The organism is Ruegeria sp. CE9 (genome assembly GCF_056537425.1).
The window spans coordinates 1-12,835 of record NZ_JBQFRO010000011.1; the positions used below are offsets into that span (position 1 = coordinate 1).

Here is a 12,835-nt window from a genome sequence, read left to right on the forward strand (position 1 = left end):
GCTTCGGCTTCGGCTTCGGCTTCGGCTTCGGCTTCGGCTTCGGCTTCGGCTTCGGCTTCGGCTTCGGCTTCGGCTTCGGCTTCGGCTTCGGAAGTCACCTCGTCTGCAGTCTCCTCCGCGTCAACAGATTTCTCATCCGAGACTGCATCACTTTTGGTCTCGGTGGCCTCTGCCACCTCTTCGACTTTAGGGTCTTCGACCGGCTCCTGATCGGGTTTCTTCTTATCAGCCACCGTCCTAATCCCCTTATCGATTCCCAAAACACATGAACAACAGACTTACCCAAGTTAATCTGCACCCGGCGCGCTCTCAACCCGCATCACGTATTTCACAAGTTTTTTCACGGCTTTCTGCATTTTGTCCGGTGTCGGCTCACGCGCGATCTTCATCCGCTCAAAACACAATGTTTTAAGGGGTTCTGCGGTGGCCTCGCTGATTGCGGCCAGCCACAAGGGAGCAGATCCAGACCAGAGATCGGCAAAATGTCGCGCTGTGCGGGGGGAAAAGATCGGGGCGATAATCGGCTGATCACCCGTGGCGACCAGACACGCCTCATCACTCAGCGGCAGAAGCTGCTGCCGATAAATCGGTTGTTCGAGGGTTGTTAAGCCAGATTCGGTCAGGCGTTCAGCCACGTTGCCTCGGCTATGTTCACCACGCAGGTGCAACAGCGGGCTGTGTGGCTTACGTTTCAGAAGATTGGCGACCAGTTCTTCAGCAGTTGCGCCCAGCATCTGTGCGTCCCAACCCGCTGCGTTCGCGGCCTGCGTAGTCGCCGGACCAACGCAATAGGCGGGAAGGCTGCGATCCACATTCAACTTGGCGGCGGCGTTCACGCCATTGGCCGAGGAAAAGATCAACCCGGCAGCGTCACCGGGTTCAACCGGAACCGCTAGCGGTTCGATCTTTAACAAAGGTGAATGGATAACCTCGACCTGTGACCGAATACGGTCTGGCAGTTGCGCGACGAACCTGTTCGAGGCGGCGCGAGGGCGAGTCATCAACAAATACAACGGTAGGCGCCTTCGGCCTTGGGATTGTTTGCATCCGCGCGGGGTGATACCCCGCTTGGCAATCATGATGCAACGGATCAGGCCTATGGTGCAAACACTTACCGTCCTCGGACTGGAAAGCAGCTGCGACGATACTGCCGCCGCCGTGGTGCGGCAGGGCATAGGCGCGCAGGCCGAAATTCTGTCCTCCGTGGTTCATGGCCAGACCGAGCTGCACAGCGCCTATGGCGGTGTCGTGCCCGAAATCGCAGCGCGTGCACATGCGGAAAAGCTGGATATCTGCGTCAAGCAGGCTCTAACACAGGCTGAGATTGGCTTTGATGATCTGGACGCGATCGCCGTGACCGCTGGGCCAGGCCTGATTGGAGGCGTAATGTCCGGCGTGATGTGCGCAAAGGGGCTGAGCGCGGCCACCGGATTGCCTTTGATCGGGGTGAACCATCTGGCCGGACACGCGCTGACGCCACGCCTGACCGACGGAATTGCCTTTCCCTACCTGATGCTGCTGGTCTCGGGCGGCCACTGCCAATACCTGATCGCCCATGGGCCGGAACAATTCACCCGTCTGGGCGGGACAATCGATGATGCCCCCGGTGAAGCCTTTGACAAGACCGCCCGACTGCTGGGTCTGCCGCAACCCGGCGGCCCCTCGGTCGAGGCCGAAGCACGCGCGGGTGATGCCAAGCGGTTCCGCTTTCCCCGCCCACTGCTGGATCGTCCGGGATGTGATCTGTCTTTCTCGGGGCTCAAGACGGCATTGATGCGCATGCGCGATCAGGTCGTAATCGAAAAGGGTGGATTGACACGACAGGACCGCGCCGATCTGTGTGCTGGGTTTCAGCAGGCTATCGTCGATACTCTGGCTGAAAAAACCCGCCGCGCGATAGCACTTTATCTTGAGTCGTCGCCGTCCGAGCCGGTTATTGCCGTTGCAGGAGGCGTTGCTGCGAACACCGCCATTCGGTCAGCATTAGAGACCGTTTCAGCTGAATTGGGCGCCCGATTCACTGCCCCTCCACTGGCTTTGTGCACCGATAATGCCGCGATGATAGCTTACGCTGGGCTGGAGCGTTTTCTGAATGGCGCAAGGGACGGATTGGACCTGATAGCACGGCCCCGCTGGCCCTTGGACCAAACCAGCCCAGCGATGTTGGGTGGTGGTAAAAAGGGGGCCAAGGCATGAGCGTATCCATCCTTGGATCAGGCGCATTTGGAACTGCGCTGGCCATTTCATTGGCTGGGAACGGGCCGGTTACGCTGTGGTCGCGAAACGGCGATCAGGCAGAGCAAATACAACAAATGCGCGAGAATGCGCATCGCTTGCCGGGTGTTGCCCTGCCTTCCAATATTACGGTTACCGCTGAAATCGGGCAGGCAACTCAGTCCGAGGTATTGCTTCTTGCCGTCCCGATGCAAAAACTGCGCGATGCGCTGGCCCTGCATGCAGCGCAGTTGAATGGCAAGGTACTGGTGGCCTGCTGCAAAGGAATTGAACTGACCACGGGGCTTGGGCCCATTGCGCTCATGAACGAAGCCGTTCCAAACGCGCGCGCCGCCCTTTTGACCGGACCCAGTTTTGCCGACGACATCGCGCGCGGTTTGCCCACAGCGCTGACGTTGGCCTGCGCCGACGCAACGCTTGGTGAGAACCTTCAACAAGAGCTGACAACCGCCAACCTACGCCTTTATCGAACCTCTGATACGGTCGGGGCCGAGCTGGGCGGTGCCCTGAAGAATGTGATGGCCATTGGCTGCGGCTCGGCCATTGGTGCGGGTCTGGGTGACAGCGCCCGCGCTGCGCTGATCACGCGCGGATTTGCCGAGATGCAGCGCTTTGCGGCCTTACGCGGGGCACAGCCCGATACGCTGATGGGGCTGTCGGGACTGGGTGATCTGGTACTCACCTGCTCATCCGAATTGTCACGAAATTACCGTTTTGGCCTGTGTTTGGGTCTAAATAAGCCGTTCGACTCCGCAACGACTGTCGAAGGTGTTGCCACGGCACAGGCAATGTCAGAGATCGCCGCAAGCGAAGGGCTGGACATGCCCATCAGCGCTACGGTGGCGAAACTCAGCAGTGGTGCCTACAGTGTCACCGATGCGATTCAGGCCCTGCTGGGCCGCCCACTCAAGGAGGAATAAATGCTCATCGCTCTCATCGCCCGGGACAAAGCCGGCGCTCTGCAAACCCGGCTGGATAATCGCGCGGCCCATCTGGCCTATATCGAAGAAACAGGTGTGGTGACACAGGCAGGACCCTTGCTGGATGGCGATGCAATGATCGGCTCGCTGATCATTCTGGAGGTTGAAGATCTGGCCGCCGCGCAGGCCTGGGCAGATAGCGATCCTTATGCGCTGGCCGGATTGTTCGACTCGGTCGAATTGATCCCGTGGAAAAAGGTCATCGGCTGATGGCGTATTGGCTGTTCAAATCCGAACCCTCGACCTGGAGCTGGGATCAGCAGGTCGGCAAAGGGGACGCAGGCGAGGAATGGGACGGTGTCCGCAACTATCAGGCCCGCAATTTCATGCGCCAGATGCAGATTGGCGACCGGGGGTTCTTCTATCACTCGCAGAAGGACAAGGCGATTGTTGGCATTGTCGAGGTCTGCGCCGAGGCCCATCCAGACAGCACCACCGATGACGAGCGTTGGGAATGCGTGGATATCAAGGCCGTCCGGCCCTTTGCTGTTCCGGTCACGCTGGACCAGATCAAGGCGGATGAACAGTTGGGTGAGATGGTTCTGGTCAAGAATTCGCGCCTGTCGGTGCAGCCGGTTAGCGACGCTGAATGGCAGGTGATCTGCATGCTGGGCCAAACAGACGCTGACTAAAAAGGGAAGGTCCTGACGGATGCAGAACCTTCCCTACCCCGCGTGCTCCCAAGCTCACCACACGCATACGGAAATCTATTGGCTCTGACCGTCCTGGTCATATCCTGAACTTAGCCGATTTCAGAACCGCGCTTCAAACGCCAAGTATTTAGAGTTTCAATCAAATACAAAACACCCGCCGGTAAGACCGACGGGTGCTGAAATGGTTCTTGGCTGGATCAGCTATAGACCGATTCTTTGCCGAAATGCTTGGTCAGCATGTAATAGACGACAGCGCGGTACTTGTTACGCTCGGACATGCCATAGGTCTCCATGGCCTTGTTGATCCCTTCCATCAGTTCGGGACCATCCGACAGGCCCAGCTTTTTAATCAGGAAGTTGTTCTTGACCGTCTCAAGCTCGCCTTCCTGGCTGGCCGCCACTGTCGACGCATCCGCGTCATAGATCGCCGGACCACAACCGATGGTGACCTTGGTCAGCAGGTCCATATCGGGGTCCATCCCGCATTTGCCTTTTAGATCTTCAGCGTATTTGGCGATCAATTCGTCGCGTTTGCCCATGTCCCAATCTCCTTAATCCATTGTCACGGAACTTTTTACCGATGCGCAGAAGACTAGCCTTGTCGGCGGAATTCCCAAAAGGGAAAAATCACAAGGTTTCCCCCTAGGCTGAACTTCGCGGGACTTGGTGATTTGATTTTTTCAGATTTATTATTTAACATTTTTGTTAATTATGATTCCCGGAGGTCCCCATGCACGTAACGTTACCGAATGAAACCACCGAATATCGGTCAGCTCGTAATGCACTTCTATCCGCCGAGCGGGACCTGAGAGCAAAGGTTGAAGAGGTCGCGGCCTTGCGCCGTTCTCTTCCAACCGGAGGCAAAACCCCTAACGATTATGCGTTCCGAGATCTGGCAGGCGAGGGTGCGCCTATGTCGTCGCTGTTTGGCGATAAGGATACGCTGATCATCTATTCGCTGATGTACGGACCCGACGCGGAACGCCCCTGCCCTATGTGTTCGGCGTTTCTGGATGGGCTGAACTCTCAGATCCACCATCTCATACAGAACGCCTCGGTTGCCGTAGTGGCGCAGAATACGCCCGAAATACTCTCGGCGCTCAAGGATGAGATGGGTTGGAATGCGCTGCCGCTCTATTCTGCACTGGGGACGAGCTACCAGAGCGACTATCTGGCCGAGACCGAAGGGGGCGATCAACTTCCTATCCTGAATGTCTTCCAGCGACTCCCGGATGGCATTCATCACTTCTGGAGTTCCGAGCTATTCTTTGAACCAAGCGACTGGCATCCCCGGCACGTGGATGCGGCTTGGCCGCTGTGGAATGTTCTGGATTTCACACCGCAAGGCCGTGGTGATTTCATTCCGCCACTGCGCTGAGGAGCTATCGGCAATAGCCCCAGCCGGGCCCCTGAAGGTGAAAGTGATCGGCATGTAAACGGTTGAAATCGGGCCCAAGGACCACGCGGAACCAATCACAGGCTCCGCGCCCGATCTGGTGCAGAAACTCAGCCTCGGGGCCGTCACTAGCCCAGTCCGACAACAGGTTCAGGCTGCGTCCATCAGAGAGGTCCAGCCCAACAATGTCGATCGCGTCCGCAGTGGCGTGACTGCTCCAACCATTGTCTTGCCCCTGCACAGTGCGCATCAGGCGGCAATTATAGCTGCCGATCTGACGCAATCGGCTCACTGTGGTGCCCAACAATGCCTGCGCAGCAGGCTGCACCACATGATGTTCCCACATGGCAAGTCGTAAGGTGGTGGCGCACCGGGTCTCGATCGCCGCGATCCGTGCTTGCACCAGGTTGGTCAACCGGCCCCGCCCCGCAATCCCACAGTTCTCGTCCACGACCAGATCTTCCATCGGTTCAAACTGCACCCCAGCCTCAGCCAGAGCGGCGCGGCACATGACATCATCCGCCAGTGCTCGGTTCAACTGGTAGGCTGTGACCGGAGTCACCGGGGCCGTCACGGTCAGATCACGCAGCGGGTTCCAGTGCGGGGACACCGGCGTGTTGGGATGGGCAAGCAGCCACCAAACGCCACCGCCCAACACGATCAACAGCGTTAAGAGGCCAAATAGAAAAGACGCCGCCGAAAGCAAGATTCGGCGGCGTCTGGAAGGCTTGGTCATGCGTCTTTCGCACTCAGTAGCGGTAGTGTTCCGGCTTATAGGGACCTTCGGGTTTCACCCCGATATAGGCCGCCTGATCGCTGTCCATCTGGGTCAGCTTTACGCCGATGCGGTCCAGATGCAGACGAGCGACTTTCTCGTCCAGATGCTTGGGCAGGATGTAGACGTCGTTTTTGTACTGGTCACCTTTGGTGAACAGCTCGATCTGCGCCAGAACCTGGTTGGTGAAGGAGGCCGACATCACGAACGAGGGGTGCCCTGTGGCGTTGCCAAGATTCAGCAAGCGACCTTCGGACAGCAGGATCAGACGATTGCCCGAAGGCATCTCGATCATATCCACCTGTTCCTTGATGTTGGTCCATTTGTGATTCTTCAGGCTGGCCACCTGAATTTCGTTGTCGAAATGGCCAATGTTACCGACGATGGCCATGTCTTTCATCTCGCGCATATGCTCGATGCGGATCACGTCCTTGTTGCCGGTGGTGGTGATGAAGATATCCGCGCTGGCAACTTCGTCTTCCAGCAGGGTGACTTCAAACCCGTCCATCGCGGCTTGCAGGGCGCAGATCGGGTCAACCTCGGTCACTTTCACACGGGCACCTGCACCACGCAGCGAGGCCGCCGAGCCTTTGCCCACGTCGCCATAACCACATACAACTGCAACTTTCCCGGCCATCATGGTGTCGGTGGCACGGCGGATACCGTCGACCAGCGATTCCTTGCAGCCATATTTGTTGTCAAATTTCGACTTGGTGACCGAGTCATTCACATTGATCGCCGGGAACGGCAGGTGGCCGTCTTTCACCAGCTGATACAAGCGGTTCACACCGGTTGTGGTTTCCTCGGACACGCCTTGGATTTGGTCGCGCATTTTGGTGAACCAGCCAGGTGAGGCTGCCATACGTTTGGCGATCTGCTTTTTGATGACCTCTTCCTCTTCCGACCCCGGAACGGGGATGATGTCTTCACCGGTTTCAGCACGCGCACCCAACAGGATATACAACGTCGCGTCGCCGCCATCATCGAGGATCATGTTGGGGCCGTCTTCGAACAGGAAGGATTTGTCCAGATAATCCCAATGCTCTTCCAGCGTCTGGCCTTTGATCGCAAACACCGGAATGCCCGCCTCGGCAATTGCCGCCGCTGCGTGATCTTGAGTTGAGAAGATGTTGCATGAGGCCCAGCGCACATCAGCGCCCAACGCCACCAGCGTTTCAATCAGTACGGCAGTCTGGATGGTCATGTGCAGCGAACCCACAATGCGGGCGCCTTTCAAGGGCTTGCTGTCGCCGTATTCCGCGCGCAGGGACATCAATCCCGGCATTTCCGTTTCAGCGATATCCAGTTCCTTGCGGCCAAACCCGGCCAGCGAAATGTCTTTGACGATATAGTCCCCGGCCATCAGGTGCTCCATTCCGGTAAATCTTGATCCGGGCTGCCCCTAGCATTCCTTGGGGCAGGTGGCAATGTGGATGGCCAGAAACGGGAAGTCGTGTGCTAAAATATCAGCTTGGCGTACCCTCGACTTTGATTTTTGGTATTGCTTCAAAGAAATCCGTGCCAACGGCGACAATACAACTGATGCCGTTCGCCTGGGTCACCAAAACGGTATAGCTTCCCGTTTCCTTCGAGGTCCAAACCTCCATGACCGACTGCGTGCCGCGTGATTTCTGCAGACCACCAAAGGCTAATTCCTCGGCGTAACTGTCTTGCAGTTTAGCAATCACGTGCTCGCGTTCTGCACAATTCTGGGCAAAAGCGGGCGGCGCAGTGGCGGCCATTCCAAAGGTCAGGGCGGTTGCAACTAAACGCTTGAACATAACAAGCTCCTTTCGATACGTGTTTCGTTTCGAGAGGGCGCAACTGGGAGGAGTCAGCACCCCCCTCAGTCCTTTATGTCGGGATCGTATCGTGTAGGTTCAAAGCACGAATGCTCAAGAAAATGTTGGCAGCATGTGATCCAGACAGATACATCATACCACAAGAACGCGAATTGAACGTGTCCCAGTTCACAAGGCATGGCAAAATGGCAACACAACCCAGAGCGTGGCAAAGAATGTTGTCGGGTCGCAGACTGGATCTGCTGGACCCGACCCCGGTTGATATCGAGATCGAAGACATTGCCCATGGTCTGGCCTTTGTGGCGCGGTGGAACGGGCAAACCAACGGGGATTTCGCCTATTCCGTGGCCGAGCATTCGCTGCTGGTGGAAGAGCTTTTTGGCCGTATCGCCCCAAATGCACCGGCAAAGTGGCGGTTGGCGGCCCTGTTACACGATGCGCCGGAATACGTGATCGGCGACATGATTTCGCCGGTGAAGTCCGCTGTTGGCCCGGATTATGGTGCCTTGGATGATCGGCTGGCAGCGGCGATCCATATCCGCTTTGGTCTGCCCGCTGCGGTGCCACAGACGGTCAAGCGCCAGATCAAGAAAGCAGACAAGATCAGCGCGTGGATGGAAGCCACGCAGATCGCGGGGTTCTCTGAGGCTGAGGCGTCAAAGTTCTTCGGCCGCCCGGACAAAACGATTTTGGAAGGTCTGCAAATCAAACTGCGCCCCCCGATTGAAGTACGGCAAGCCTATACCGCGCGGCACAAAGCGCTGCTGGACGGTATCTAGAACGCCAGTAGATCAGCGCTTTGGCATGTGCTAATTTGTTGTCAAAACAAGACTATAGCCCGACGCAGGTTCAAGTGAGCGATCCAGATAACCAAATCTCGTTGTCCAACGCACAGATGGAATACGCCAACGCATGCTTGCGCGAGGCGTATAATCTGACGGGCCGTGGCCGGGTGCGCAATCTGATCCGCAGATCACTGCTGCCACAGATGATCATGTATCGGGGCTGCAAGATACACCTGCATCCTCATGACAATTTCAGCGAGTTCACACTGTGGCGAAAGGGCCGATCTCCGGAAGAGCTTGAATTGAATTGGCTGAAAGAGCGCTTTGAAGGAAAAACGCTAAAAGTTCTGGATATCGGGGCCAATTTTGGCCTGTATTCGCTTTTTCTCGCGTCGATCTTGGGCCCAGGATCACAAATTCATGCGTTTGAGCCCAACCCGACGTTGGCCGAACGCCTTAGGAAAAATTGCGCTCTCAATGGATTTAGCCATGTTGAGCTGAACACATTCGCCCTGTCTGGCACTTCCGGAAAGGCAACGCTTTGTATAGAAAGCCGGGGTGACACAGCCACCAATCTTGGCGAGGCATGGTTGGCGAATAATGCCGTCGGCGTAGATACGTCAAAACACGACACGATAGAGGTGCAGACCCGAACGCTGCTTGTGCTTACCCATCTGCATGGCGCCGATTTTGCCAAGCTGGACGTCGAAGGGCATGAGCCGAATATCCTCCTGCCATTCCTTGAGGATGCCAAAGACGCAGCCCTGCCCTGCTATCTTCAACTGGAAACCGTAAATCTTGGCGATGAGGCCAAAGGCCTGTTTGCCTCGCTTTCTGATCGTGGATACGAGAATGTCTTTCAAACCCAGCGCAATATCATCTTCAAAAGGTAGGTCGTGCCAGACCGAACATTGATTATGACCGGACCACTTCGCCTGCAACAGATCGAGCCGGTATGAATGTCGGGCTGTTCTCCTGCGCCAAGGATGAAGGGCCGTTTGTCCTTGAGTGGATCGCCTATCATCTGCTGACCGGGTTTGATCCGATCCTGATCTACAGCAATGACTCGACAGACGGCACAACCGAGCTGTTGGATGCGCTGGATAAGAACGGGGTCATCTCTCATGTGCTGCAGGACCTGAAGCCGGGCGAAATTCCGCAACACGCAGCCGCCGACAAAGCTTATTTGCACCCATCACTTGTCTATACCGACTGGTTGATGTGGCTCGATAGTGATGAGTTTCTATATTGCGCGGGCGCTGACAATCGGGTCACGAACCTGATCGAACGCTGCGAAGGAATTGCCGAAGGGGTGGCGATAAACTGGCTGATCTTCGGAGACGGGCATCATGACCACTGGGAGCCCGGTCTTGTCACTCAGCGATTTCTGCGGCGTGCCGAGAACGATCACCGTCTGCATCGGCGCTATAAAACCCTGTTTAAAACCTCGGAAAAGATAAGAGGGTTCGGGATCCACCGACCGCATTTATTCAAGGGATTTCAGCGTGATGGCGGGCAGTTCGTCAATGCCTCTGGGCAGCCAATGCATGAGGACATTTATCGCTCGGGCGTGCGCAGGCGCCATGCCTTTGGGGCCGCGCCCGAACATTTGGTCTCGCACGAATGGGCGGCGGTTTTTCACTACCCAGTGAAAACACGAGACAGTTTCGAACTCAAACGCCAGCGCGGACAGGGCACGAAACCCATTGATGCGCCTGACCGGAACAGCCGGTTTCGCGAACAGTATTGGAACAAATACAATCAGAATGGCGTTTTGGATGACCGAATGCTGATCATGAGCGACCGGTTGCAGACAAAGGTGGATGAGCTACTATCATTGCCGGAAGTTGGTCAAGCATATGAGACTTTACTAGAAACATGCGCAAAACGTATACAGTTGATACATGTGCGTCGCTCATAAACAGGTCATAGACCAGTACGGCTTATTGCTGCTGAGGCAACTTCAGACTTCAACTTGCCCGATCGATTTTACACGCTCATACCGATCCATCCAAAGCACGTAGCTTTAGCCAAACCGCTTCTTTGCGTCCTCAAACATTTCGAAGTCCATGAAAAACGCGGCTTCAAGGTTTGAATGATCAGACTTCGTCAAACCTTTAATGGCGTCTTTGGAAGAAGACGAATGACCCAATGAACTGCGCGTATCCTGCATGTCTATGTGGTTTCCAAATATCTCATAGGAAATATGATCCAGCGCGGAATTTAATTCATCGACACGTCCAACGAAATCAAAGTCAATGAAATCATAACTGATTTCTTTGCGTTGAGGGCGCCAATGTCGGTTCAGATCACGCGCCTTCTCGTCGCGTGCAACAATGTCGAGAAAGTCGGACAAATGAATGTCGCTATCTGGCGCTCTGCCAACATGCTGTAGAAACTTCTCCTTTTGGCCCGGTGTTTTCAGAAGATAGCCAAAAAAAGCACTGAGCGTGCGTTCAACTGGGTGACGAACCACCGAGAAGCGAAACCGCGCATCATCCCTTAGTGCTTCGATTGCTGTTGGAACATTCAGAGCTTTCCTACCTGTTCTGATCAGCGATTTCGGCGGGTTATGTATGCTTTTCATATCAATCTGCACAGAACCCCCGGTCTCGGCGTTTAACTGGTTCAGAATTGAAGCCAAAATCGTTGAACATGCGCATTTGTGGTTTTTCATATACACAAATGGGCGTGCAGGTGGGTCGAATGCAGGTAAATGAACAGTTTGCAGAAAATGCCTGTCGTGCAGATAGTTATTGAGGATACCCGAGGCATTGGGCGTGACAGATTCCATCAAGATGTTCCCTTGCCTAGAGTTATCGATCTGGTTGGATACTCTGCCTTCTGGCCTCTAAACACTTATAAGACGCACAATGACGCTACGATTAAGCGCGGGTTGTACAAGAATTCCCAGAAAGTTGAATTACCGCGGACTACGCTTGGCCAGAATCCGCTGCAGCGTTCTGCGGTGCATGTTCAGCCTGCGCGCAGTTTCCGAGACGTTGCGGTCGCACAGCTCATAAACGCGCTGGATATGTTCCCAGCGGACGCGGTCGGCGCTCATGGGGTTTTCCGGTGGCGGAGGTAGTTCATCGCCCTTGGCCAGCAGCGCATTGGTGATGTCGGTGGCATCGGCGGGCTTGGACAAGTAGTCGGTTGCACCGATTTTGACAGCGGCCACAGCGGTGGCAATCGCGCCGTATCCGGTCAGAACCACAACACGGCTGTCGGGGCGTTTTTCACGCAGCACTTCGACCACATCCAGCCCGTTGCCGTCCTCGAGCCGCAGATCAACCACGGCGTACGCAGGGGGGCGTGCTGTGGAAATGGCCCGGCCTGCGGCGACTGAGCCTGCGGTTTCAACCTCGAACCCGCGTTTTTCCATAGCCTTGGCCAGACGCCTCAGAAACGGCTCGTCATCATCGACCAGCAGCAGCGATTTGTCGGGGCCGATTTCAAGCTGGGAACTGTCTGCCATATGTGGGTCTTTCCGCTATTTCATGCCGATTGGCTTAATGAAGAGTAATAGCAGCGCCATTTCAAACGTCAAACCGGCTGTTCTGGATCAGGCCTTGTCAAGGAAGCAGCCAATCTGGTCTGCCATCTGCTCGGCCGTGTCGTCGCGCTTGAAGAATTCAAGGAACCCATCCTCGGGCGTCATCAGATAGGTAAAGGTTGAGTGATCGACCAGATAATACTCATCACTTTTTTCATGCGCCTTGTAATAGGCCTTGTAGGCTTTGCTCGCCGCTTTGACCTGCTCGGGCCTTCCGGTCAGGCCGATCAGGCGCTCATGCAGGTTGAAGGCGAAATCGCCAACCGCCTCAGGGGTATCGCGGTCGGGATCAACGGATATGAACATCGGCGTCACAGACTGGCCACGCTCTGCCAGCAAATCAACCACATCGACATTGCGCGACATGTCAAAGGGGCAGACATCCGGGCAGAAGGTATAACCAAAATAAACCAGCGTCGGTTCGGTGATCACATCCTTGTCGGTCACCGTCTCGCCGTTGGCGTTGATCAATTCGAACGGCCCGCCGATTGCCGCGCTCCCCCCCGCGATCTGGGATGATCGGCATTGTGCGTATTTATCGTCACCCCCGCCACGTGTCAGCAGCCACATGGCACCCAGGCCTACGGCCAGCACAACGGTTGCAAGAATAGCATAAAGGCGGATCATGGTGCGTATCCTGATACGTAAAGGGG

16 protein-coding genes and 1 pseudogene are annotated in these 12,835 nt (G+C 55.9%); 8 read left to right on the top strand and 9 right to left on the bottom strand.

The genetic code is table 11. From position 1 onward, the window contains the following. Both ACR0B3_RS18205 and ACR0B3_RS18210 read right to left on the bottom strand, forming a co-directional pair. Window positions 1–233: pseudogene (locus ACR0B3_RS18205) on the bottom strand (hypothetical protein); the annotation flags it as partial. A gap of 54 nt (window positions 234–287) precedes the next feature. After that, the gene (locus tag ACR0B3_RS18210; RefSeq protein WP_480810292.1) at window positions 288–1,001 is read right to left on the bottom strand and encodes a uroporphyrinogen-III synthase; all 714 of its coding nucleotides are present in this window, start codon (window positions 999–1,001) and stop codon (window positions 288–290) included. Between the two features lie 97 nt (window positions 1,002–1,098). Between ACR0B3_RS18210 and tsaD the strand changes: the two genes are divergently transcribed. Genes tsaD through ACR0B3_RS18230 form a run of 4 tightly spaced genes read left to right on the top strand, consistent with a single transcriptional unit; the run spans window position 1,099 to window position 3,847 of the window. Beyond that, complete coding sequence (gene tsaD, locus ACR0B3_RS18215) at window positions 1,099–2,196, top strand: tRNA (adenosine(37)-N6)-threonylcarbamoyltransferase complex transferase subunit TsaD (protein WP_480810293.1); 1,098 nt, start codon at window positions 1,099–1,101, stop codon at window positions 2,194–2,196. After that, window positions 2,193–3,155 (top strand): NAD(P)H-dependent glycerol-3-phosphate dehydrogenase, encoded by a 963-nt coding sequence (locus ACR0B3_RS18220; protein WP_480810294.1) that lies wholly within the window; start codon window positions 2,193–2,195, stop codon window positions 3,153–3,155. Before tsaD ends, ACR0B3_RS18220 begins: the two co-directional genes overlap by 4 nt. Further along, a complete protein-coding gene (locus ACR0B3_RS18225) occupies window positions 3,156–3,425 on the top strand; it encodes a YciI family protein (protein ID WP_170684625.1) in 270 nt (89 codons plus the stop codon). Continuing rightward, window positions 3,425–3,847, top strand: a complete 423-nt coding sequence (locus ACR0B3_RS18230; RefSeq protein WP_480810295.1) for an EVE domain-containing protein — start codon at window positions 3,425–3,427, stop codon at window positions 3,845–3,847. Before ACR0B3_RS18225 ends, ACR0B3_RS18230 begins: the two co-directional genes overlap by 1 nt. A 218-nt stretch (window positions 3,848–4,065) precedes the next feature. On the opposite strand, the gene ACR0B3_RS18235 is transcribed toward ACR0B3_RS18230, so the two are convergent. Continuing rightward, entirely contained in the window at window positions 4,066–4,407 is a 342-nt protein-coding gene (locus ACR0B3_RS18235) for a DUF2853 family protein (protein WP_170397892.1), read from the bottom strand. A 191-nt stretch (window positions 4,408–4,598) separates the two neighbouring features. Between ACR0B3_RS18235 and ACR0B3_RS18240 the strand changes: the two genes are divergently transcribed. Next, window positions 4,599–5,246 carry a DUF899 family protein gene (locus tag ACR0B3_RS18240; protein WP_480810296.1) on the top strand — a complete coding sequence of 216 codons (648 nt, stop codon included), beginning with the start codon at window positions 4,599–4,601 and terminating at the stop codon, window positions 5,244–5,246. A gap of 4 nt (window positions 5,247–5,250) precedes the next feature. Here the strand turns inward: ACR0B3_RS18240 and ACR0B3_RS18245 are convergent, their stop codons facing one another. The 3 genes from ACR0B3_RS18245 to ACR0B3_RS18255 all read right to left on the bottom strand — a co-directional run bounded on the left by ACR0B3_RS18245 (window position 5,251) and on the right by ACR0B3_RS18255 (window position 7,820). Next, complete coding sequence (locus tag ACR0B3_RS18245) at window positions 5,251–6,000, bottom strand: extensin-like domain-containing protein (protein ID WP_480810297.1); 750 nt, start codon at window positions 5,998–6,000, stop codon at window positions 5,251–5,253. Window positions 6,001–6,013: 13 nt separating this feature from the next. Continuing rightward, window positions 6,014–7,402 (bottom strand): adenosylhomocysteinase, encoded by a 1,389-nt coding sequence (gene ahcY, locus ACR0B3_RS18250; protein ID WP_480810298.1) that lies wholly within the window; start codon window positions 7,400–7,402, stop codon window positions 6,014–6,016. Window positions 7,403–7,505: 103 nt separating this feature from the next. Beyond that, window positions 7,506–7,820 carry a hypothetical protein gene (locus ACR0B3_RS18255; protein ID WP_170684635.1) on the bottom strand — a complete coding sequence of 105 codons (315 nt, stop codon included), beginning with the start codon at window positions 7,818–7,820 and terminating at the stop codon, window positions 7,506–7,508. 206 nt (window positions 7,821–8,026) lie between these two features. On the opposite strand from ACR0B3_RS18255, the gene ACR0B3_RS18260 reads away from it, so the two are divergent. The 3 genes from ACR0B3_RS18260 to ACR0B3_RS18270 all read left to right on the top strand — a co-directional run bounded on the left by ACR0B3_RS18260 (window position 8,027) and on the right by ACR0B3_RS18270 (window position 10,547). Next, a complete protein-coding gene (locus tag ACR0B3_RS18260) occupies window positions 8,027–8,620 on the top strand; it encodes an HD domain-containing protein (RefSeq protein ID WP_480810299.1) in 594 nt (197 codons plus the stop codon). A 74-nt stretch (window positions 8,621–8,694) separates the two neighbouring features. Beyond that, complete coding sequence (locus ACR0B3_RS18265) at window positions 8,695–9,519, top strand: FkbM family methyltransferase (protein WP_480810300.1); 825 nt, start codon at window positions 8,695–8,697, stop codon at window positions 9,517–9,519. 62 nt (window positions 9,520–9,581) lie between these two features. After that, complete coding sequence (locus ACR0B3_RS18270; protein WP_480810301.1) at window positions 9,582–10,547, top strand: glycosyltransferase family 2 protein; 966 nt, start codon at window positions 9,582–9,584, stop codon at window positions 10,545–10,547. A gap of 105 nt (window positions 10,548–10,652) precedes the next feature. On the opposite strand, the gene ACR0B3_RS18275 is transcribed toward ACR0B3_RS18270, so the two are convergent. From ACR0B3_RS18275 to ACR0B3_RS18285, 3 genes are all read right to left on the bottom strand, one after another. After that, entirely contained in the window at window positions 10,653–11,420 is a 768-nt protein-coding gene (locus tag ACR0B3_RS18275; RefSeq protein ID WP_480810302.1) for a sulfotransferase family 2 domain-containing protein, read from the bottom strand. A 129-nt stretch (window positions 11,421–11,549) separates the two neighbouring features. Beyond that, window positions 11,550–12,104, bottom strand: coding sequence for an ActR/PrrA/RegA family redox response regulator transcription factor (locus ACR0B3_RS18280; RefSeq protein ID WP_039542641.1), 555 nt, complete (start codon window positions 12,102–12,104; stop codon window positions 11,550–11,552). A gap of 87 nt (window positions 12,105–12,191) precedes the next feature. Then, entirely contained in the window at window positions 12,192–12,809 is a 618-nt protein-coding gene (locus ACR0B3_RS18285) for an SCO family protein (RefSeq protein ID WP_480810303.1), read from the bottom strand. Window positions 12,810–12,835 lie beyond the last annotated feature (26 nt).

What these genes read in the sequence shown, in the direction of transcription:
- ACR0B3_RS18210 (WP_480810292.1), bottom strand. Translation starts at nt 1,001, where the DNA reads ATGACTCGCCCTCGCGCCGCCTCGAACAGGTTCGTCGCGCAACTGCCA.
- tsaD (WP_480810293.1), top strand. Translation starts at nt 1,099, where the DNA reads ATGGTGCAAACACTTACCGTCCTCGGACTGGAAAGCAGCTGCGACGAT.
- ACR0B3_RS18220 (WP_480810294.1), top strand. Translation starts at nt 2,193, where the DNA reads ATGAGCGTATCCATCCTTGGATCAGGCGCATTTGGAACTGCGCTGGCC.
- ACR0B3_RS18225 (WP_170684625.1), top strand. Translation starts at nt 3,156, where the DNA reads ATGCTCATCGCTCTCATCGCCCGGGACAAAGCCGGCGCTCTGCAAACC.
- ACR0B3_RS18230 (WP_480810295.1), top strand. Translation starts at nt 3,425, where the DNA reads ATGGCGTATTGGCTGTTCAAATCCGAACCCTCGACCTGGAGCTGGGAT.
- ACR0B3_RS18235 (WP_170397892.1), bottom strand. Translation starts at nt 4,407, where the DNA reads ATGGGCAAACGCGACGAATTGATCGCCAAATACGCTGAAGATCTAAAA.
- ACR0B3_RS18240 (WP_480810296.1), top strand. Translation starts at nt 4,599, where the DNA reads ATGCACGTAACGTTACCGAATGAAACCACCGAATATCGGTCAGCTCGT.
- ACR0B3_RS18245 (WP_480810297.1), bottom strand. Translation starts at nt 6,000, where the DNA reads ATGACCAAGCCTTCCAGACGCCGCCGAATCTTGCTTTCGGCGGCGTCT.
- ahcY (WP_480810298.1), bottom strand. Translation starts at nt 7,402, where the DNA reads ATGGCCGGGGACTATATCGTCAAAGACATTTCGCTGGCCGGGTTTGGC.
- ACR0B3_RS18255 (WP_170684635.1), bottom strand. Translation starts at nt 7,820, where the DNA reads ATGTTCAAGCGTTTAGTTGCAACCGCCCTGACCTTTGGAATGGCCGCC.
- ACR0B3_RS18260 (WP_480810299.1), top strand. Translation starts at nt 8,027, where the DNA reads ATGGCAACACAACCCAGAGCGTGGCAAAGAATGTTGTCGGGTCGCAGA.
- ACR0B3_RS18270 (WP_480810301.1), top strand. Translation starts at nt 9,582, where the DNA reads ATGAATGTCGGGCTGTTCTCCTGCGCCAAGGATGAAGGGCCGTTTGTC.
- ACR0B3_RS18275 (WP_480810302.1), bottom strand. Translation starts at nt 11,420, where the DNA reads ATGGAATCTGTCACGCCCAATGCCTCGGGTATCCTCAATAACTATCTG.
- ACR0B3_RS18280 (WP_039542641.1), bottom strand. Translation starts at nt 12,104, where the DNA reads ATGGCAGACAGTTCCCAGCTTGAAATCGGCCCCGACAAATCGCTGCTG.
- ACR0B3_RS18285 (WP_480810303.1), bottom strand. Translation starts at nt 12,809, where the DNA reads ATGATCCGCCTTTATGCTATTCTTGCAACCGTTGTGCTGGCCGTAGGC.